This is a genomic window from Enterobacter cloacae complex sp. I1M, from assembly GCF_014982425.1.
GTDB classification, from domain to species: domain Bacteria; phylum Pseudomonadota; class Gammaproteobacteria; order Enterobacterales; family Enterobacteriaceae; genus Enterobacter; species Enterobacter intestinihominis.
In genome coordinates this window covers 1-20624 of sequence record NZ_JADCLG010000028.1, presented here as the reverse complement: position 1 = coordinate 20624, position 20624 = coordinate 1, and the positions used below count along the sequence as shown (strand labels likewise).

The following is a 20624-nucleotide window of genomic DNA, read 5'->3' as shown; positions in this document are numbered from 1 at the left end:
CCTTGCGTTAAAAAAGCGCCCGCAGGCTATCCGCCAGCCTGCTGCGCGTGCCAAATAAAACGGAAATAAAGAACAATGCGCTGGCGGTCAGCACAATGGAGGGCCCGGCGGGCAGACTCACTGCCCAGGAAAGGCTTAAGCCCAGCCACGCGCAAAAAATACCGCTGATACCCGCCATCAGAAGTAACCCTGGCAGGGTGCGCACCCAGCAGCGTGCCGCCACGGCGGGTAACATCATCAGCCCGACGGCCATCAACGTGCCGAGCACCTGAAAACCGGCCACCAGGTTGAGCACCAGCAGCGCCAGAAACAGACCGTGTAACATCCCGGGCAGCCAGCGCGCGTTCACCTGCAACCACGCGGTATCGAACGCTTCGCTGACCAGCCCACGATAAAACATCGCCAGCGTGAGGAGCGTGAACATGCAAACGCCCGTCACGAACAGGGCTGACGCGCTATCCACGGCGAGAATGGAGCCAAACAGAAGATGAAGCAGATCGACATTTGAACCGCGCAGCGACACCAGCGTGACGCCCAGCGCCAGGGAACCCAGGTAAAACCCCGCGAAGCTGGCATCCTCTTTAAGGGGCGTGCGGCGGCTGACCAGCCCGGCCACCAGCGCAACGGCGATACCGGCAATAAACCCGCCGACAGTCATTGCCAGAAGCGACATACCGCTGAGCAGATAGCCCACCGCGACACCCGGCAAAATGGCATGAGAAAGGGCGTCCCCCATCAGGCTCATCCGACGCAGCTGAAGGAATACGCCCAGCGCCGTGGTGCTGACGGAGAGCGCCAGGCAAACCACCAGCGCACGGCGCATAAAGCCGTACTCAATAAACGGCTGGAAGAATGTATGCCAGATCATGCCACCCTCACCCGCTCGGTTTTCCATTGGGGAATATCAGCGTCCAGACGTAACGTCTGCGGGAAGTGACGTGCTACGCGCTCGCTGTCATGCAGAACCGCCAGCAGGGTCTGCCCCTGCATATACATCTCCAGCATCAGATCCATCAGCACGTTGCAGGTCGCTTCATCAACGCCGGTGAAGGGTTCGTCCAGCATCACCAGCGGTGCCTGCTGCACTAAAACGCGGGCAAACAGCATGCGCTGGAATTGCCCGCCGGAGAGTTCATCGATGGTGGATAACGCCATGGACGCCAGCCCCACGCGCTCAAGCGCGCCGGCAATGCGCATGCGGGTATCCCGACGAAAACCGGCAAATAGCGAGATTTCTGGCCAGCAGCCCATGCTCACCACGTCCTGCACGGTCAGAGGAAATTGCGCCTCCAGCGCGTGACGCTGCGCCAGCCAGCCCACCACCGGACGTCTCCCCTGCCAGCGAAACGTACCGCTGACGGGCGGAAGAAAGCCAGCGAGCGTTTTCAGCAGCGTGGATTTGCCGCAGCCGTTGGCCCCGACGATGGCGGTCATGCTCCCGCGTTCAATCACGCCGGACAGTGCGCGCGTAACGGGCTGGCGATCGTAACCCGCCACCAGGTCGTTCATCACGATCATGGCAACGCCACCGCCCAGCGCACGGCCAGGCCGAGAAACAGAATGAGCATCAGCGCCAGCAGCAGACGAACCGGGGATGAGAGAGAAAACAGGGACATGGACATCTCAATTCAAAATTATGTTATAACATAACAATAATGAAAGACGATTAAGATGTAAACGGCGGGAGTGAAATGGGAATGTGGCGAAATGTTTCTGCAAACTTCCCTCTCCCGTGAGAGAGGGTCAGGGTGAGGGCATCAGGCCGCACCGTGCGGGCAGCCATGCCGGGTGGCGGCGTTGCCTTACCCGGCCTACCCGTCGGGGTAACTTACTGGCTAAACGGTGACGCTGCCGGCACACGCGCCTGAGACACCGCCAGCCCCAGCTGCCACACCGCCATCGCATAGTGCGTGCTGTGGTTGTAGCGGGTAATGGTGTAGAAGTTCGGCAGTCCGAACCAGTACTGATAACCGGTTCCGACATCCAGGCGCAGCAGGCTCACCTGGTCAACATTGCCCAGCGGCTGCGACGGCGTTAAGCCTGCCGCTGCAAGCTGCGCAACGCTGTATTTGGTTTTAAATCCGTTTTCCAGACCAAACGCCTCACCGTTCGCCTGCACCGCCACCTGGCCGCCCGGCGTCCAGCCGTGCGCTTTGAAGTAGTTGGCCACGCTGCCAATGGCGTCTTCGGGATCCCACAGGTTGATGTGACCATCCCCGTTAAAATCTACCGCGTACTGCTTATAGGAGGACGGCATAAACTGGCCGTAGCCCATCGCACCGGCGAACGACCCTTTCAGATCTAACGGATCGTCCTGTTCGTCTCGCGCCATCAGCAGGAAGGTTTCCAGTTCAGAGGAGAAATACTCGGCGCGGCGCGGGTAGTTGAAGGAGAGCGTCGCCAGCGCATCGAGGATGCGGGTTTTACCCATAATGCGTCCCCAGCGAGTCTCGACCCCAATAATACCGACGATGATCTCCGGCGGCACGCCATAGACCTGCCACGCACGATTCAGGGCGTCTTCATACTGATTCCAGAACACCACGCCATTTTGCACGTTGTCCGGGGTAATAAACTGTTTGCGATAGCGCAGCCACGCCCCGTTTGGCCCGGTCGGCACCTGGGCCGTCGGCGCCTGCCTGTCCATCAGGCGCAGCACGTAGTCCAGACGCTTCGCCTGAGACAAAATGGCATGCAGCTGCTGGCGATCAAAACCGTGCTTGCTCACCATTTTATCGATGAACTGTTCGGCCGCAGGGTTATTCGCGAAGTCGCCGCCCATCTGCATCATATTGTGCTGCGGCTCAAGCAGGAACCCGCCGGAAGGCGCGCCCGCCGTTTGTTGAACAGCTTCAGTCCTGGGTTTGCTACTACAGGCGGACAGGAGAATAAGCGCAGGTAACAGCGCTGCATAACGACGCTTGAACATGTGGCATCCATTTAACGAGTTCGGTAAGAACCCAGTATGGTAAAGCATCCGCAACACCTCAAGGAAGCGGTACACACCTCCCCAACGCAAATCCGCGCTTTTTTCCATCGAAAATCATTCGCCCCACCAATTATCTTTCAAATTAATCCATTTTTCTTTCATTGTGAGATCTAATTAACACTTTAAAAGCTTTCAATTTGATTATTATTAGCCCCGAACAGACAAAAACAAACGCCCTACAGGAGAGAAGAATGATAGAAACCATCACCCACGGCGCCGAGTGGTTCATCGGGCTTTTTCAAAAAGGCGGCGAGGTATTCACCGGCATGGTGACCGGGATCCTGCCCCTGCTGATCAGCCTGCTGGTAATCATGAACGCGCTGATTAACTTTATCGGCCAGCAGCGTATTGAACGCTTCGCCCAGCGCTGCGCCGGAAACCCGCTGTCCCGCTACCTGATCCTGCCCTTCATCGGCACCTTTGTGTTCTGCAACCCGATGACCTTAAGCCTCGGCCGCTTTATGCCAGAGAAGTACAAGCCGAGCTATTACGCCGCCGCCTCCTACAGCTGCCATTCCATGAACGGCCTGTTCCCGCACATCAACCCCGGCGAGCTGTTCGTTTATCTCGGGATCGCCAGCGGCCTTACCACGCTTGGCCTGCCGCTCGGCCCGCTGGCGGTGAGCTACCTGCTGGTCGGTCTGGTCACCAACTTCTTCCGCGGCTGGGTGACGGATCTCACCACCGCCATTTTTGAGAAAAAAATGGGCATCCAGCTTGAACAGAAAGTCCATCTTTCAGGAGCTACAGCATGAACCGGATCCGCATTGAGAAAGGCACGGGCGGCTGGGGCGGCCCGCTGGAGTTCGACGCCACCGAAGGCAAAAAGATTGTGTACATCACCGCGGGCACGCGCCCGGCGATCGTCGACAGGCTGCACGAGCTGACGGGCTGGGAAGCGGTCGACGGCTTCAAGGAAGGCGAACCGCCGGAAGCGGAAATCGGCGTGGCGGTGATCGACTGCGGCGGCACGCTGCGCTGCGGCATCTATCCGAAGCGCCGCATTCCGACGGTAAATATTCACTCCACCGGGAAATCCGGCCCGCTGGCGCAGTACATCCTTGAGGATATTTATGTCTCTGGGGTGAAGGAGGACAACATCACGCTGGTGAATGGCACATCCGCGCCGCAAAAAGCGGCCCCGCGCGAGTACGACACCAGCAAAAAAATCACCGAGCAGAGCGATGGCCTGCTGGCGAAGGTCGGGATGGGGATGGGGTCCGCCGTGGCGGTGCTGTTCCAGTCCGGGCGCGACACCATCGACACGGTGCTGAAAACCATTCTGCCGTTTATGGCGTTCGTCTCGGCGCTGATCGGTATCATCATGGCCTCCGGCCTCGGCGACTGGATTGCCCACGGCCTCGCCCCGCTCGCCAGCCACCCGCTCGGCCTGGTGACGCTGGCGCTGATCTGCTCCTTCCCGCTGCTGTCGCCGTTTCTCGGCCCGGGCGCGGTGATTGCCCAAGTCATCGGCGTGCTGATTGGCGTACAGATTGGTCTGGGCAACATTCCCCCGCACCTCGCTCTGCCAGCCCTTTTCGCCATTAACGCTCAGGCGGCGTGCGACTTCATCCCCGTCGGGCTGTCGTTGGCCGAAGCACGTCAGGACACCGTGCGCGTGGGCGTCCCCTCCGTGCTGGTGAGCCGCTTCCTGACGGGCGCGCCCACGGTGCTGATTGCCTGGTTTGTCTCCGGCTTTATTTATCAATAAGAGGTTCCTGCCATGACCGTGATTTACCAGACCACCATTACCCGCATCGGCCAGAGCGCGGCCGATGCGCTGAGCGACCAGATGCTGATCACCTTCCGCGAAGGGGCGCCTGCGGATATCGAAGAGTTTTGCTTTATCCACTGCCACGGCGAGCTAAACGGCGAGCTGAAGGCCGGGAGCCAGCTTGAGCTGGGCGAGGTGCGCTATGCCGTGACCGCCGTCGGCGACGTCGCTGAACAAAACCTGCGCGAGCTGGGGCACATCACCCTGCGTTTTGACGGGCAACCGCAGGCGGAGTATCCCGGCACGGTTCACGTTGAGGGGCCGGTTCCGCAGGCTGTCACACCAGGCTGTACGTTAAAATTTGTTGCGTAATTAAGGAGAAACACATGAGTCAGGTTGCCGTTGTCATTGGTGGGGGACAAACCTTAGGCGAGTTCCTCTGCCGTGGGCTTGCCGCAGAGGGTTACCGCGTGGCGGTTGTGGACATTCAGAGTGAAAAAGCCGCCCGCGTGGCGGACGCCATCAACACCGAGTTTGGCGAAGGGATGGCGTACGGATTTGGTGCCGACGCCACCAGCGAGCAGAGCGTGATGGCGCTGGCCCGCGGCGTGGACGAGATATTTGGGCGTATCGACCTGCTGGTCTACAGCGCGGGGATCGCGAAAGCGGCCTTTATCAGCGATTTCGAACTGGGGGATTTTGACCGCTCGTTGCAGGTGAATCTGGTGGGCTATTTCCTCTGCGCCCGTGAGTTTTCCCGGCTGATGATCCGCGATGGTATTCAGGGGCGCATCATTCAGATCAACTCGAAATCCGGGAAAGTGGGCAGCAAGCACAACTCCGGCTACAGCGCGGCGAAGTTTGGCGGCGTGGGGCTGACGCAGTCTCTGGCGCTGGATCTGGCCGAATACGGCATCACCGTTCACTCGCTGATGCTGGGTAACCTGTTGAAATCGCCGATGTTCCAGTCCCTGCTGCCGCAGTACGCCTCCAAGCTCGGCATCAAAGCTGAAGAAGTGGAGCAGTACTACATCGACAAAGTGCCGCTCAAGCGCGGGTGTGATTATCAGGACGTGCTGAACATGCTGCTGTTTTACGCCAGCCCGAAAGCCTCGTACTGCACCGGGCAGTCGATTAACGTCACCGGTGGGCAGGTGATGTTCTGAGTTTAATCCCCGGTGGCGCTGCACTTACCGGGGCTACAACCCCCGTAGGCCGGGTAAGGCGCAGCCGCCACCCGGCAATTAAGGAGCCGATATGGTAACCGCATTAATCACCGTCGCCGCCCTCGCCTGGATCTGCCAGATGGCGTTTGGCGGCTGGCAAATCCATCAGTTTAACCGCGCGTTTGACGCCCTGTGCCAGAAAGGCCGTGTGGGCGTCGGGCGTTCCGGCGGACGCTTCAAACCGCGGGTTGTCGTCGCTGTTGCGCTGGATGAAAACAATAAGGTCTGCGATTCCCTCATCATGCGCGGCATGACCGTCTTTGCCCGTCCGGTGAAAATCCAGGCGATCAACGGCATTTTGCTGCATGAATTACAACCTGATGTGATCTTCCCCCATGATTCACTCTGTCAGAATGCACTATCATTAGCGCTTAATCTGAAACATGGATAATTTCGTTGTGAAAGTTATAAACTTGCGGAATTATCATTTCGCAACGTAAGGAACGAAGCGCCTATGAAACCACGTCAGCGGCAGGCGGCCATACTTGAGCATCTGCAAAAGCAGGGAAAGTGCTCGGTAGAGGATCTGGCCCACTACTTTGACACCACCGGCACGACAATACGCAAGGACCTGGTGTTGCTCGAAAACTCCGGCGCCGTCATTCGTACCTACGGCGGCGTGGTGCTCAATAAAGACGAAGCCGACCCGCCTATCGATCACAAGACGCTGATTAATACGCACCAGAAAGCGCTGATTGCCGAAGCTGCGGTCAAATTTATCCAGGACGGCGATTCCATCATCCTCGACGCTGGCAGTACCGTCCTACAGATGATCCCGCTGCTCAGCCGCTTTAATAACATCACCGTGATGACCAACAGCCTGCACATCGTCAATGCCCTGTCAGAGTTCGACAGCGAGCAGACCATCCTGATGCCCGGTGGCACCTTCCGTAAAAAATCCGCGTCGTTTCACGGGCAGCTGGCGGAGAATGCCTTCGACCACTTCAGCTTCGATAAGCTGTTTATGGGCACGGACGGCATCGACCTCAACGCGGGCGTGACCACCTTCAACGAGGTGTTCAGCGTCAGCAAAGCGATGTGCAACGCCGCGCGGGAAGTGATTTTGATGGCGGACTCGTCGAAGTTTGGCCGTAAAAGCCCCAACATTGTCTGTAGCCTTGAAAGCGTCGATAAGCTGATTACCGACGCAGGTATCGATCCGGCATTTAAAAAAGCGCTGGAAGCGAAGGGCATCGACGTGATCGTAACCGGAGAGAAAAATGAGTGATTTTCTGTTAAACGCAGGCCGCCAGACTCTGCTGCTGGAGCTACAGGAAGCCAGCCGCCTGCCGGAGCGTCTGGGTGAGGATTTTGTTCGTGCAGCCAACACCATTATCCACTGCGAGGGCAAAGTGATCGTGGCGGGTATCGGTAAATCCGGTCATATCGGCAAGAAGATTGCCGCGACGCTTGCCAGCACCGGCACTCCGGCGTTCTTCGTGCATCCTGCCGAAGCGCTGCACGGCGATCTGGGGATGATCGAAAGCCGCGACGTGATGCTGTTTATCTCCTACTCCGGTTCAGCCAAAGAGCTGGATCTCATCATCCCTCGCCTGCAAGAAAAATCGGTAGCCCTGTTAGCGATGACCGGTAAATCCCGTTCGCCGCTGGCGCTGGCCGCGAAAGCAACGCTGGATATTTCCGTTGAGCGCGAAGCCTGCCCGATGCACCTGGCACCGACCTCCAGCACCGTCAACACGCTGATGATGGGCGACGCGCTGGCGATGGCGGTGATGCAGGCGCGCGGTTTTAATGAGGAAGATTTCGCCCGTTCCCATCCTGCTGGCGCGCTTGGGGCACGTCTGCTCAACAAGGTTCACCATCTGATGCGCACGGACGATGCCATTCCTCAGGTCAAACTCGACACCAGCGTGATGGACGCCATGCTGGAGCTGAGCCGCACCGGGCTGGGGCTGGTTGCGGTATGCGACAACGACCGCCAGGTGAAGGGCGTCTTCACCGACGGCGACCTGCGCCGCTGGCTGGTGGGCGGCGGCAAGCTGGAGGCGCGGGTATCCGAAGCAATGACCCGGGGCGGGCTGACGCTGAATGCCGACAGCCGCGCCATTGAAGCCAAAGAGGTGCTGATGAAGCGCAAAATCACCGCTGCGCCGGTGGTGGACGAGCACGGCAGGCTGTGCGGCGCGATCAACCTGCAAGACTTCTACCAGGCGGGGATTATTTAACCCTTAAGCCCCAGACGTTTCGCCAGCCTGTGAAGGTTGGCGACGTCCATCTCCAGCGCCCGCGCGCATGCCGCCCAGCTGCGGTTATTCTGCTCCAGGGCGCGGGTGATCATCTGACGCTGGAACGCATCCGTCGCCTCGCGCAGGTTTTCGTTCACGCTCTCAGGTATCACTGGCTTCACGGACGGCGTCGTTTCCTCATGCAGCGCGAAATGGCGCGCATGAATAACCACTTCATCCCCCGAACGCGTAGCCCGCGCCAGCACCACCGCGCGGTGAATCGCATGTTCCAGTTCACGCACGTTACCCGGCCAGCCGTAGCTCAGCAGGTGCGTCCTCGCGCCGGGGCTTAGCACCACGCGGGAAAGCCCCATTTTGAGCCGACACTGTTCGCAGAAAAAGCCCGCCAGCAGCACCACATCATCGCCCCGCTCGCGCAGCGGCGGCACCGTGAGCGGGAACACGCTCAGACGGTGGAACAGATCGGCGCGGAAATTGCCCGCCAGCACCTCTTCGCGCAGATCGCGGTTCGTCGCCGCCAGCACGCGCACATCCACGCGTAAGCTGCGATCGTCACCCACGCGTTGAATATCGCCATACTGCAACACCCGCAGCAGTTTGGCCTGGAGCGAAAGGGAGAGTTCGCCAATTTCATCGAGGAACAGCGTGCCGTTATCAGCCATTTCGAACTTGCCGCTGCGGTTGCTGATCGCCCCGGTAAAGGCCCCTTTGACGTGTCCGAACAGCTCGCTTTCCGCCACGCTTTCCGGCAGCGCCGCGCAGTTGAGATACACCAGCGGGTTCACCGCACGGGGCGAGGCTTCGTGGATCGCTTTCGCCACCAGCTCTTTACCGGTGCCGGTCTCCCCGAAGATCAGCACGTTCAAATCAGACGCGGCGACAATCTCAATCTCTTTTTTAAGCTGCGCCATGCCCGGCGAAAGGCCAATCATTTCGGTGTGCGCCACCTGCTCAAACGCCGTCGGGCTACCCGGAAGAATATTCTGGCTCTCCAGCTGTTCTATCAGCAGGGCGTTGTTCAGCGCCCCGGCCGCCAGCGCGGCAATCAGCCGTAGCTCTTCGTCGCTGAAGGTATCGAACTGATCCGGCGACATGCCATCGAGGGTTAACGCGCCAATCAGGTTCTGCCCGGCAAACAGCGGCAGGCCGATACAGGCGTGAACCTTCAGGCTCTCCTGGCCGGGGATCAGGCCGTCGTACGGATCGGGCAGATCGCTGTCTGCCGGGAAACGCACCACGTCACCCGCACGGGCGATGGTTTCCAGACGCGGGTGGCCCTCCAGGGTAAAGCGCCGCCCGAGTACGTCCTTCGCCAGACCGTCGATAGCCAGCGGAATAAACTGCCGCCCTTCGTAACGCAGCAGCGCCGAGGCATCGCAATCCAGCACGTGACGCAACGTGGAGATCAGCCGTTGAAAGCGGTCCTGATGACCAATACCGGTTTGCAGTTCTATGGCGATCTTCGCCAGCACATCTACGGAAAAGCTCATCTCTGCCTCACTGTCATTTTGACAATACATAGTGTCATATTGACAATTTTTAAGATAGTCAAAATGACTACCCATTTGGGAGCATCAAAATATAAATCCATTATTTTCAATAAGTTAAAAAGTTGGCACGCAACTTGATATATGACAGTCATCTTATTTGAAAACGCCGTATTAAGTTGAGGTTGCTATGTCTATTCTGGTTAAAAATAACATTCATTGGGTGGGTCAACGTGACTGGGAAGTACGTGATTTTCACGGGACGGAATACAAAACGCTGCGCGGCAGCAGCTACAACAGCTACCTCATTCGCGAAGGTAAAAACGTCCTGATCGATACCGTCGATCACAAATTCAGCCGCGAGTTCGTGCAGAACCTGCGCAGCGAAATCGATTTGAATGACATCGACTACATCATCATCAACCACGCGGAAGAGGATCACGCCGGGGCGCTGACCGAGCTGATGTCCCACATTCCGGATACCCCGATCTACTGCACCACCAATGCCATTGACTCCATCAACGGCCACCACCACCATCCAGAGTGGAACTTCCACACTGTAAAAACCGGCGACACGCTGGATATCGGCAACGGCAAACAGCTGATCTTCGTGGAAACCCCAATGCTGCACTGGCCGGACAGCATGATGACCTACATGACCGGTGACGCGGTGCTGTTCAGCAACGACGCCTTCGGCCAGCACTACTGCGACGAACGTCTGTTCAACGACGAAGTGGATCAGACCGAGCTGTTCGAACAGTGCCAGCGCTACTACGCCAACATCCTGACGCCGTTCAGCCGTCTGGTCACGCCAAAAATCACCGAGATCCTCGGCTTCAACCTGCCGGTGGATATGATTGCCACCTCCCACGGCGTGGTATGGCGTGAAAATCCTACCCAGATCGTCGAGCTGTACCTGAAGTGGGCGGCGGACTATCAGGAAGACCGCATTACCATCTTCTACGACACCATGTCCAACAACACCCGCATGATGGCGGACGCCATTGCCCAGGGCATCAACGAAGTGGACCCGAACGTGGCAGTGAAAATCTTCAACGTGGCGCGCAGCGATAAGAATGAGGTATTGACCAACGTCTTCCGCTCCAAAGGCGTGCTGGTGGGTACCTCCACCATGAATAACGTGATGATGCCGAAAATTGCCGGACTGGTGGAAGAGATGACCGGCCTGCGCTTCCGTAACAAACGCGCCAGCGCCTTTGGTTCACACGGCTGGAGCGGCGGCGCGGTAGACCGTCTCTCCACCCGTTTACAGGATGCCGGTTTTGAGATGTCCCTGAGCCTGAAGGCGAAATGGCGTCCGGATCTCGACGCGCTGGAAATCTGTCGCCAGCACGGTCGCGACATTGCCCGCCAGTGGGCGCTTGCGCCGCTGCCGGAAACCGCACCCGCCGCGGCTGCTGCGCCGGAAGCCGTAGCAGAAGCCGCTCCTGCCGCTGCCGACCTCGGCCCCTGCATGCAGTGCAGCGTCTGCCAGTGGATTTACGATCCTGAGCTGGGCGAGCCGTTGCAGGATGTCGCGCCGGGTACACCGTGGAGCGAGGTGCCGGACAACTTCCTCTGCCCGGAATGTTCCCTCGGAAAAGACGTCTTTGATGAACTGGCAACGGAGGCAAAATGAGCCACGGCATCGTCATTATCGGCTCGGGCTTTGCCGCCCGCCAGCTGGTGAAAAATATCCGCAAACAGGATGCTAACGTGCCGTTGACGGTGATCGCCGCCGACAGCATGGATGAGTACAACAAGCCTGATTTAAGCCACGTCATTAGCCAAAATCAGCGCGCCGACGATCTCACCCGCCAGACGGCGGGGGAGTTTGCAGAACAATTTAATCTGCGTCTGTTTCCGTACACCTGGGTCACCGATATCGACGCCGACGCCCACGTGGTGAACGCGAAAGATAAAACCTGGCAGTACGACAAGCTGGTGCTGGCGACGGGGGCATCGGCGTTTGTGCCGCCGGTTGAGGGCCGCGAGTTGATGGTCACGCTCAACAGTCAGCAGGAGTATCAGGCCAGCGAGACCCTGTTACGCGACGCCATGCGGGTGATGATTGTCGGCGGCGGGCTGATTGGCACCGAGCTGGCGATGGACTTCTGCCGGGCAGGAAAATCCGTCACCCTGGTTGACCACGCGGCCAGCATTCTGTCAGCGCTGATGCCGGCAGAAGTAAGCAGTCGCTTACAGCATCGTCTGACCGACATGGGCGTGCATCTGCTGCTGAAATCGCAGTTGCAGAGCCTGAGCAAAACCGAAACCGGCATTTGTGCGACGCTCGACCGCACCCGCAGGGTGGAAGTGGATGTGGTTATTGCGGCGACGGGGCTGCGCCCGGAAACCGCGCTGGCGCACCGCGCAGGCGCAGAGATCAATCGCGGCGTGAAGGTAGACAGCTACCTGCAAACCACCCAGCCGGACATTTATGCCCTGGGCGACTGCGCGGAAATTAACGGCCAGGTGCTGCCGTTCCTGCAACCGATTCAGTTAAGCGCCATGTTCCTGGCGAAAAACCTGCTCGGCGGCAACGCCCCGGTGAAATTACCCGCCATGCTGGTGAAGGTAAAAACGCCGGAACTACCGCTGCATCTCGCAGGTGAAACGCAGCGTCAGGATCTGAACTGGGAGATTGTCCTTTCGCCTCAGGGCATGGTGGCGCGCGGCACCGATACTGTCGGTCAGATGCGCGCCTTTGTGGTCAGCGAAGACAGAATGAAGGAGGCCTTCGCGCTGCTGAAATCGTTACCTGCTTAACCCTCGTCATGCCGGGTGGCGCTCCGCTTACCCGGCCTACTTAACACCATAACGGCAAACCTTGTAGGCCCGCGCAAGCGTAGCGCCGCCGGGCAAAACAGGGCTGCGTGGTTCAGGACCGCACCACCAGCGCGTCATAACCGCGCCAGCGGTAGTTTGCCATTGAGATCAGCCAGCAGGCGACAAACAGCCCGACCACCACAAACCCGGCGTCGCCCAGGTTATCGTTCACCGCGCCAATCATATCCCACACGCCGCCGCTGAGGGCGAACTTGTCCATCAGCAGACCCAGCGCTTCCAGCCCGCCGATAAACAGCGCCACCACCACCGAAGTGCCGGTGATGGTCATATTGTAGTACAGCTTGCGCTGCGGCTTGTTGAATGCCCAGCCGTAGGCACCCACCATCAGCAGGTTATCGAGCGTATCCACCAGCGCCATGCCGCTGGCGAAGAGCGCCGGGAAGATCATGATCGACCACACCGACATCCCGCTGGAGGCGCTGGCGGCGGAGATCCCCAGTACGCCGATTTCGGTGGCCGTGTCAAAGCCGAGGCCAAACAGGAAGCCCACCAGATACATCTGCCAGCTTTTATTGACGAGGCGGAAGGTTTTGCCGAACAGCCAGTTCATGACGCCACCCTGGGCAGGCAGCGTGATGTCGCCCTGCACGGGCCTGCCGTGTTTCAGTGCCTGAAAACTGCGCCAGACGCCGCGCAGGATCACCATATTCACCAGCGCCATCGCCAGCAGGAAGGTGGCGGAGACGGCGGTGCCAATCAGGCTGCCGGTTTCGTGGAACCATTCCATATTTTTCTGAAACGCCGTGGCGGTGGCGGCGATGGCAATGGAGGCCAGCACCACGATGGTGGAGTGTCCGAGGGAAAACCATGCGCCCACGCCGGACGGGCGCTTGCCCTGCTGCATCATCTTACGCGTCACGGTATCAATCGCGGCGATATGGTCGGCATCCACCGCATGACGCAGTCCGTAACACCAGGCCAGCAGGCTGGCCGCCATCAGCGCCGTACTGCCGCTAAAGGTGTGCCACGCCAGCCCCCAGGCCAGCAGGTTAGCCATCACCAGAGCCAGCAGCAGGCACGCTGCACGAGGTTCATTGCGTAAAAGTCGTAACATTTTAAATCCTTTGTGAACATGATCGGGCGGCAGCAACCACCGCCTGCCCGAAGGAGATCGCTCCGTCGCCTGCGGGCAGGCGCGAAGGAAAAAGAAGCGTGAAATCAGAAAGGTAATGACGAAGGCGCGCGCGTAGCAGGCGGTTGTGAAGGACACCTCCGCTGAAGCACACCGTAGAGAGCGACCGTCGGCGGGCATGCGTTGCCGCCAGTTCGCTCAGCCCTTTTGCCAGCGCATCATGAAAGGCCCAGGCGCGCTCGCCGGGCTCCGCCCGCCAGGCCAGCCACTGCTGCCAGAACAGCGCAAGGTTATCCGTCTTGAGCGTCACCGGATGATCAACCCCTGCACAGCGTTCAGCCAGCGCCTCCAGCCGGCACGCGGCTTCGCCCTCATAGCGTTGCGTTTCAATGCCCAGCGCACAGGCCACGGCGTCAAACAGACGACCACAGGAGGAGGCCCGCGGCGCATTGATACCGCGCGACACTGCCGTTGCCAGCAGCGGCCAGTTTTGACGCTGTACCGCCTCTGTTTCCGGGTACTGCTGCCAGTCAGGTACGAACGCCAGACAGTGGGCGAGCAAATTGCGCCACGGCTGTTTTGCCGCCAGATCGCCCCCCGGCAGCGCAACGGCTGGCAGACCGTCCAGCCATTCGCAGTCGCGATAGTTCACCCGCAGGCACTCGCCGCCCCACAGCGCGCCGTTCTCACCCATGCCGATCCCATCCAGCGTCAGGGCAATAACATCCCCGCCGTCGAGCGGCCAGCCGTTCTCCGCCAGACACGCTGCCGCATGCGCATGATGATGCAGCACGGTCTCAACGGGCAGCGCCTGCGCCCGGGCCCACTGTCGGGCGTGATATCCCGGATGGGCATCGCACACCACGCGCTCAGGCTGAAAGGCGTAGATGTCCTGCATCGTCGAGAGCGCACTGCGCCACTGCGCCTCTACGCCCTCGTCGCTCAGATCGCCAAAATGCTGGCTCAGCACCGCCTGGTTGCCACGTACCAGGCAGAAGGTATTTTTCATCTCCGCGCCGGTGCATAACATGGGCGAGATGTCGCGGAATCCGGCGGGCAATGTGATGGCATCCGGCACAAAACCGCGTGCGCGACGCAGCATCGCACCGTCCCGATCCATTACTGAATCATCCATCCGTTGAAGAATATCACGGTTGTGCAGCAGGAAGCCGTCAGCGATGTCACTGAGTTCTTCCAGCGCCTGCTGGTTGCTTATGGCGGGTGGATGGCCGCTGAGGTTGCCGGAGGTCATCACCAGCGGGCGCTGGCAGTCCAACATCAGCAAATGCTGGAGCGGGTTCGCAGGTAGCATCACGCCAATTGTATTCAGCCCCGGCGCAATCTCCTCAGGAAACGCAGGAAGGCAGGCTTTTGGCGTCAGCACAATCGGCGCAGCGGGTGAACCTAACAGCGTCTGGATGGCCTCCGGCAGATCGTTCGCATGCGGGATCATCACCGCCAGCGGCTTGGTCGGGCGCTGCTTGCGTGCCCGCAATTTCCGAATCGCCTGTGGGTTAAGCGCGTCGCAGACCAGGTGAAATCCGCCCAGCCCTTTGACCGCCACAATCCCGCCGTTTTTCAATCTCTCCACCGCCGCGCTTAACGCCGATTCGCGGGTGGTGGCAGCATCCCCGGCTTGCCACTCCAGCTGCGGCCCGCAGTCCGGGCAGGCCACCGGCTGAGCGTGAAAACGCCGGTCAGCCGGGTTGCGGTACTCCGTTTCACAGGGCACACAGAGCGGGAAAGGCGCCATTGACGTGGCCGGGCGGTCATAGGGCATGGCGCGGATAATGGTAAACCGCGGTCCGCAGTGGGTGCAGTTGATAAACGGGTAGCGATAACGGCGCTCGCGCGGATCACGCATCTCCGCCAGGCACGCGGGACAGGTGGCGGCATCCGGGACGATTTGCGTGTCCATCGCCCCGCTCTCGCTGTGGCGGATGACAAACTCGTCCGGCAGCGTATTCCATCTGTACGGCTGCGTTTCAACGCGGTCGATGCGCGCCAGCGGTGGGCAGTCCTGGCGCAGTCTCGCGGTAAAGTCACCCCCACTACCCGCGAGACGCACCAGGACACCCTCTCCGTCGTTGCACACGTCGCCCGCCAGCCCCAGCTGGTGTGCAAGCTGCCAGACGAAGGGACGAAATCCTACCCCCTGCACCTTGCCGCGCACCCGAAGCTGTACGCCGTTAACGCGCATTGCAGCTTAAAACAGCAGCGATGACGAGGTGTCGAACGCCGCACGGCGGCGTTTTTCGGCACTCATCTGTTCGAGCTTGTCGCGATCGACGCAGACCAGCGCATGCGTCGGACAGGCTTCCATACACGCCGGACCGGCGTCGCGGTGGTAGCAGAGGTCACATTTATTGGCTTCGGCTTTCTCCGCGCGCACGCTGAGCCCGATACCACTGTTGCGCACCACCGGGCGAACGACCACCTCCATCGCGCCATACGGACACGCCACCACACAGGTTTTGCACCCGATGCAGCGCTCCTGCATCACATGCACGAAGCCTTTCTCGCGCTTAATCGCCCCGTTCGGACAGACGTTGGCGCACGGCGCGTCTTCGCACTGGCGACAGATAGCGGCGGTGGAAATATTCACGCCTTTAATGACGTGGATGCGCGGCAGGAAGGTGTCGGGGGTCAGGGAGGCGCAATCCTGCTCCGCCTGATGGGACACCACGCACGCCACTTCACAGGTACGGCAACCAATGCATTTGCTGGCATCGGCCATAATAAAACGGTTCATCTGCTTCTCCGGCATAACTGTTATGCGCGAAGCTATTCATAAACCGTGCCAATATTTAATGCATTGATTTTGAAGATAAATAAAAAAGAAGAGGATCTGTCATCGTCATTTGTGACGATGACAGATGTCGACGTCAGCGATGCGGGCCGTCAATGACGGAGCCGCGCAGGATAAGCTCGCCGGAAAAAGTTTGCTGAGGCTTAAACTCACCGCCGTCGAGCATGAAGATCAGGCGGCTGATGGTCTCCTGGATCATCTCCGTTACCGGAATACGCACGCTGGAGAGGGACGGCACGATATAGGGCGCGATTGCCACGTCGTCAAAGCCGATGACGGACACCGCGCCCGGCGTGGCGACGCCGCTCTCGTGCAACTGCCTGATGGCGCCAATCGCCATATCGTCGTTACTCGCCACCAGGGCGGTAAACGTTTCGCCGCGGGTGAGCAGCTGAGAGACCGCCGCCGCGCCGCTGGCCGGGCTCCACTTCCCTTCGGCGATCAGCGCGTCACGCAGGGCAATGCCGTGTTGCGCCAGCGCGTCCTTGTAGCCGGAAAGACGCTCCACCCCGGTGGGGGAATCCAGCGAACCGGTGATAAACGCAATCTCCCGGTGGCCTTTCGCGATCAACTGCGATACTGCGTCCTGACACGACGCTTTATGATCGGACCAGACGCTGTGGCTGCTGTTTTTCCGCAAACGGCGGTTGAGCACCATAATCGGCTGCTCGCATTTCTCAATAATTTCGTCCAGCGCTTCCACGCTCAGAAAACGCGGGTAGATGATCACCGCGTCGCAGCGCATGTCGAGCAGGTACTGGATCGCCTCGCGCTCCTCTTCGGCGCTGTGCTTGCCGTCCGCCAGGATCAGCTGACGCCCCTTCTCTTCCGTCATCCGCGCGGCGTTAAACAGCAGCTCGCTAAAGTAGACCCCATGGTACAGGGTGTTTGTCACCACCAGCCCCAGGGTCTGGGTGCGTTTGGTCGCCAGGTTTCGCGCCAGCAGATTGGGGCGATACCCGCTCTCTTCGATGGCCTGAAACACGCGGTCTTTCGTCTCCTGGCTGACGTAACCGTTCCCCGACAGCACCCGGGAGACCGTCGCTTTCGACACGCCTGCCCGCTTCGCCACTTCCAGCATCGTGGTCATAGTGTTATTCCATTCAAATCTGATGAGCCGCAGTGTACTTCACCGCAGAAAAATTGTCGCAGCGGCGTTATCACGCTTTTTACGGCCACGAGTGATCGTCATCACGAAACGAAAAAATGCATAAAAAGTGGTCTTGTTTCATTAAAAGAAACTCATGATGATTATGTGAAACCGGTTTCCTACACTTCTCACAACGATAACAGGATCACATCCGATGGCAAAAAATTACGCTGCGCTGGCAAATGACGTGGTTAGCGCGCTGGGCGGTAAAGAGAACATCGTCGCCGTCACCCACTGCATGACGCGCCTGCGCTTCGTTCTGAAAGACGAAAGCCTTACCGACGCCGCGCGTCTGAAAAGCATCAGCGGCGTGCTCGGCGTGGTGCGCAACGACAATCAGTGCCAGGTGATCATCGGCAACACCGTGTCCCAGGCATACCGTGAAGTGGTGAGCCTGCTGCCCGCCAACCTGCAACCTGCCGTAGCGGAAGGTCCACAGAAGCTTACGCTGCGCCGGATTGGCGCCGGGATCCTCGACGCGCTGATCGGCACCATGTCTCCGCTGATCCCGGCGATCATCGGCGGGTCGATGGTCAAGCTGCTGGCGATGATCCTTGAGATGACCGGCGTGCTGGGCAAAGGTGACCCGACGCTGACGATCCTGACCGTTATCGGCGACGGCGCGTTCTTCTTCCTGCCGCTGATGGTGGCGGCTTCCGCAGCGGTGAAGTTCAAAACCAACATGTCCCTGGCGATAGCCATTGCGGGCGTACTGGTTCACCCGAGTTTTATCGAGCTGATGGCGAAAGCGGCGCAGGGCGAGCATGTAGAATTTGCCTTAATTCCGGTGACGGCGGTGAAATACACCTATACCGTTATCCCGGCCCTGGTGATGACCTGGTGCCTGTCGTATATCGAACGCTGGGTGGATCGCATCACCCCGGCGGTGACCAAAAACTTCCTCAAGCCGATGCTGATCGTGCTGATTGCCGCCCCGCTCGCCATCGTGCTGATTGGCCCGCTCGGGATCTGGATCGGTAGCGCCATCTCCGCGCTGGTCTACACCATTCACGGCTATCTGGGCTGGCTCTCCGTTGCCATTATGGGCGCGCTGTGGCCGCTGCTGGTAATGACCGGGATGCACCGCGTGTTTACGCCGACCATCATCCAGACCATTGCCGAAACGGGCAAAGAAGGGATGGTGATGCCGTCGGAAATCGGCGCTAACCTGTCGCTCGGCGGTTCATCGCTGGCGGTGGCGTGGAAAACCAAAAACCCGGAGCTGCGCCAGACGGCGCTGGCGGCTGCGGCCTCCGCCATCATGGCGGGGATCTCTGAACCGGCGCTGTACGGCGTGGCGGTACGCCTGAAGCGTCCGCTGATTGCGAGCCTGATCAGCGGCTTTATCTGCGGCGCGGTAGCGGGCATGGCCGGTCTTGCCAGCCACTCCATGGCGGCGCCGGGGCTGTTCACCAGCGTGCAGTTCTTCGACCCGGCCAACCCGATGACCATCGTCTGGGTGTTTGGCGTGATGGGTCTGGCGGTGGTGCTGTCGTTCGTGCTGACCCTGCTGTTAGGGTTTGAAGATATCCCGGTAGAAGACGAAGCCGAAAAAGCACGCGCCCTGCAAACCGCACCGGTACAGAACAAAGCAGCAGAAGCATAAACTGAAAGCGAGGTAAGAATGTCTGTTTTTCCACAAGGATTTTTATGGGGCGGCGCGCTTGCCGCTAACCAGAGTGAAGGGGCTTACCGTGAAGGCGGCAAAGGACTGACGACGGTCGATATGATCCCCCACGGCGCAAACCGTCTGGCGGTAAAAGTCGGCAAGGAAAAACGGTTTTCGTTGCGTGACGACGAATTTTACCCGAGCCACGAGGCGATTGATTTTTACCATCGTTACAAAGAAGACATTGCCCTGATGGCGGAGATGGGCTTTACGGTGTTCCGCACCTCGATTGCCTGGAGCCGCCTCTACCCGAATGGCGACGAACCGTTGCCAAATCAGGAGGGCATTGCCTTCTACCGCGCGGTGTTCGAGGAGTGCAAAAAGTACAACATCGAGCCGCTGGTGACGCTCTGCCATTTCGACGTGCCGATGCACCTGGTGACGGAGTACGGCTCCTGGCGCAACCGTAAGATGGTGGATTTCTTCGCCCGCTACGCCCGCACCTGCTTCGAGGCGTTTAACGGGCTGGTGAAATACTGGCTGACCTTCAACGAAATCAACATTATGCTGCACAGCCCGTTCTCCGGCGCGGGGCTGGTGTTTGAGGAAGGGGAAAACGAAGACCAGGTGAAATACCAGGCCGCGCACCACGAGCTGGTGGCGAGCGCGCTGGCGACCAAAATCGCCCACGAGGTGAACCCGGAAAACCAGGTCGGCTGCATGCTGGCGGGCGGTAACTTCTACCCCTACTCCTGCAAGCCGGAAGACGTGTGGATGGCACTGGAGAAAGATCGCGAGAACCTGTTCTTTATCGACGTGCAGGCGCGCGGCAGCTATCCGGCCTACTCCGCCCGCGTGTTCCGCGAGAAAGGGGTGGTGATTGTGAAAGACCCCGGCGACGACGACCTGCTGAAAAACACCGTCGACTTTGTCTCGTTCAGTTATTACGCCTCGCGCTGCGCGTCGGCGGATATGAACGCGGGCAACACCAGCGCGGCGAACATCGTGAAGTCCCTGCGCAACCCGCATATTCAGGTGAGCGAGTGGGGCTGGGGCATCGACCCGCTCGGGCTGCGCATCACCATGAACATGATGTATGACCGCTACCAGAAGCCGCTGTTCCTGGTGGAAAACGGCCTCGGGGCGAAGGACGTCATTGATGAAAACGGCGAGATCAACGACGACTACCGCATCAGCTACCTGCGCGAGCATATCCGTGCGATGGGTGACGCGATTGAGGACGGCGTCCCGCTGATGGGCTACACCACCTGGGGCTGCATTGACCTGGTCTCGGCCTCAACCGGGGAGATGAGTAAGCGCTACGGGTTTGTCTACGTCGACCGCGACGACGCCGGGAACGGCACGCTGGACCGCAAGCGCAAGAAATCGTTCTGGTGGTATAAGAAGGTGATTGCGAGTAACGGGGCGGATCTGGCGTAGCTTGTTTTGCCGGGTGGCGGCGTTGCCTTACCCGGCCTACAAACTGCTCGATGCGGTTTTCACCCTCTCCC

At 59.5% G+C, this 20624-nt stretch carries 19 protein-coding genes; 11 read left to right on the top strand and 8 right to left on the bottom strand.

Annotation, left to right across the window (positions count from 1 at the left end):
* Positions 1 to 7: 7 nt before the first annotated feature.
* From INF86_RS17010 to mltB, 3 genes are all read right to left on the bottom strand, one after another.
* Positions 8 to 868, bottom strand: coding sequence for a metal ABC transporter permease (locus tag INF86_RS17010; protein WP_022649142.1), 861 nt, complete (start codon positions 866 to 868; stop codon positions 8 to 10).
* Positions 865 to 1518: a metal ABC transporter ATP-binding protein gene (locus INF86_RS17005; RefSeq protein WP_063146452.1), complete on the bottom strand. Its 654-nt coding sequence runs from the start codon at positions 1516 to 1518 to the stop codon at positions 865 to 867. Before INF86_RS17005 ends, INF86_RS17010 begins: the two co-directional genes overlap by 4 nt.
* A gap of 310 nt (positions 1519 to 1828) precedes the next feature.
* Positions 1829 to 2929 (bottom strand): lytic murein transglycosylase B, encoded by a 1101-nt coding sequence (gene mltB / locus INF86_RS17000; RefSeq protein WP_022649145.1) that lies wholly within the window; start codon positions 2927 to 2929, stop codon positions 1829 to 1831.
* A 251-nt stretch (positions 2930 to 3180) separates the two neighbouring features.
* Here mltB and srlA point away from each other — a divergent pair, with 251 nt between their 5' ends.
* The 7 genes from srlA to gutQ all read left to right on the top strand — a co-directional run bounded on the left by srlA (position 3181) and on the right by gutQ (position 8115).
* Positions 3181 to 3744, top strand: a complete 564-nt coding sequence (gene srlA / locus INF86_RS16995; RefSeq protein ID WP_003862164.1) for a PTS glucitol/sorbitol transporter subunit IIC — start codon at positions 3181 to 3183, stop codon at positions 3742 to 3744.
* On the top strand, positions 3741 to 4700 hold the full coding sequence (locus tag INF86_RS16990) for a PTS glucitol/sorbitol transporter subunit IIB (RefSeq protein ID WP_022649146.1): 960 nt from the start codon (positions 3741 to 3743) through the stop codon (positions 4698 to 4700). The genes srlA and INF86_RS16990 overlap by 4 nt, the downstream gene beginning before the upstream one ends.
* Positions 4701 to 4712: 12 nt before the next feature.
* Positions 4713 to 5075 carry a PTS glucitol/sorbitol transporter subunit IIA gene (gene srlB / locus INF86_RS16985; RefSeq protein ID WP_063147464.1) on the top strand — a complete coding sequence of 121 codons (363 nt, stop codon included), beginning with the start codon at positions 4713 to 4715 and terminating at the stop codon, positions 5073 to 5075.
* A gap of 14 nt (positions 5076 to 5089) precedes the next feature.
* Entirely contained in the window at positions 5090 to 5869 is a 780-nt protein-coding gene (gene srlD / locus INF86_RS16980) for a sorbitol-6-phosphate dehydrogenase (RefSeq protein WP_023298456.1), read from the top strand.
* Positions 5870 to 5960: 91 nt separating this feature from the next.
* A complete protein-coding gene (gene gutM / locus INF86_RS16975) occupies positions 5961 to 6320 on the top strand; it encodes a transcriptional regulator GutM (protein WP_058646234.1) in 360 nt (119 codons plus the stop codon).
* Positions 6321 to 6383: 63 nt separating this feature from the next.
* On the top strand, positions 6384 to 7157 hold the full coding sequence (locus INF86_RS16970) for a DNA-binding transcriptional repressor (protein WP_015571676.1): 774 nt from the start codon (positions 6384 to 6386) through the stop codon (positions 7155 to 7157).
* Positions 7150 to 8115 carry an arabinose-5-phosphate isomerase GutQ gene (gene gutQ, locus INF86_RS16965; protein ID WP_023298458.1) on the top strand — a complete coding sequence of 322 codons (966 nt, stop codon included), beginning with the start codon at positions 7150 to 7152 and terminating at the stop codon, positions 8113 to 8115. The genes INF86_RS16970 and gutQ overlap by 8 nt, the downstream gene beginning before the upstream one ends.
* On the opposite strand, the gene norR is transcribed toward gutQ, so the two are convergent.
* Entirely contained in the window at positions 8112 to 9626 is a 1515-nt protein-coding gene (norR, locus tag INF86_RS16960) for a nitric oxide reductase transcriptional regulator NorR (protein WP_023298459.1), read from the bottom strand. The genes gutQ and norR overlap by 4 nt on opposite strands.
* A gap of 187 nt (positions 9627 to 9813) precedes the next feature.
* Here norR and norV point away from each other — a divergent pair, with 187 nt between their 5' ends.
* Positions 9814 to 11262: an anaerobic nitric oxide reductase flavorubredoxin gene (gene norV, locus INF86_RS16955; RefSeq protein ID WP_022649152.1), complete on the top strand. Its 1449-nt coding sequence runs from the start codon at positions 9814 to 9816 to the stop codon at positions 11260 to 11262.
* On the top strand, positions 11259 to 12392 hold the full coding sequence (gene norW / locus INF86_RS16950) for an NADH:flavorubredoxin reductase NorW (RefSeq protein ID WP_126490194.1): 1134 nt from the start codon (positions 11259 to 11261) through the stop codon (positions 12390 to 12392). The genes norV and norW overlap by 4 nt, the downstream gene beginning before the upstream one ends.
* Positions 12393 to 12504: 112 nt before the next feature.
* Here norW and INF86_RS16945 read toward each other — a convergent pair whose 3' ends face one another.
* From INF86_RS16945 to INF86_RS16930, 4 genes are all read right to left on the bottom strand, one after another.
* Positions 12505 to 13527 (bottom strand): HoxN/HupN/NixA family nickel/cobalt transporter, encoded by a 1023-nt coding sequence (locus INF86_RS16945; protein WP_126502707.1) that lies wholly within the window; start codon positions 13525 to 13527, stop codon positions 12505 to 12507.
* A gap of 1 nt (position 13528) precedes the next feature.
* A complete protein-coding gene (hypF, locus tag INF86_RS16940) occupies positions 13529 to 15745 on the bottom strand; it encodes a carbamoyltransferase HypF (RefSeq protein WP_193543744.1) in 2217 nt (738 codons plus the stop codon).
* A gap of 6 nt (positions 15746 to 15751) precedes the next feature.
* The gene (hydN, locus tag INF86_RS16935; protein WP_017382793.1) at positions 15752 to 16297 is read right to left on the bottom strand and encodes an electron transport protein HydN; all 546 of its coding nucleotides are present in this window, start codon (positions 16295 to 16297) and stop codon (positions 15752 to 15754) included.
* A gap of 133 nt (positions 16298 to 16430) precedes the next feature.
* Positions 16431 to 17444, bottom strand: a complete 1014-nt coding sequence (locus INF86_RS16930; protein ID WP_038416589.1) for a LacI family DNA-binding transcriptional regulator — start codon at positions 17442 to 17444, stop codon at positions 16431 to 16433.
* Positions 17445 to 17658: 214 nt separating this feature from the next.
* Here INF86_RS16930 and ascF point away from each other — a divergent pair, with 214 nt between their 5' ends.
* A complete protein-coding gene (ascF, locus tag INF86_RS16925) occupies positions 17659 to 19110 on the top strand; it encodes a PTS cellobiose/arbutin/salicin transporter subunit IIBC (RefSeq protein WP_022649157.1) in 1452 nt (483 codons plus the stop codon).
* 18 nt (positions 19111 to 19128) lie between these two features.
* A complete protein-coding gene (locus INF86_RS16920) occupies positions 19129 to 20553 on the top strand; it encodes a 6-phospho-beta-glucosidase (RefSeq protein WP_023298466.1) in 1425 nt (474 codons plus the stop codon).
* Positions 20554 to 20624: the final 71 nt, after the last annotated feature.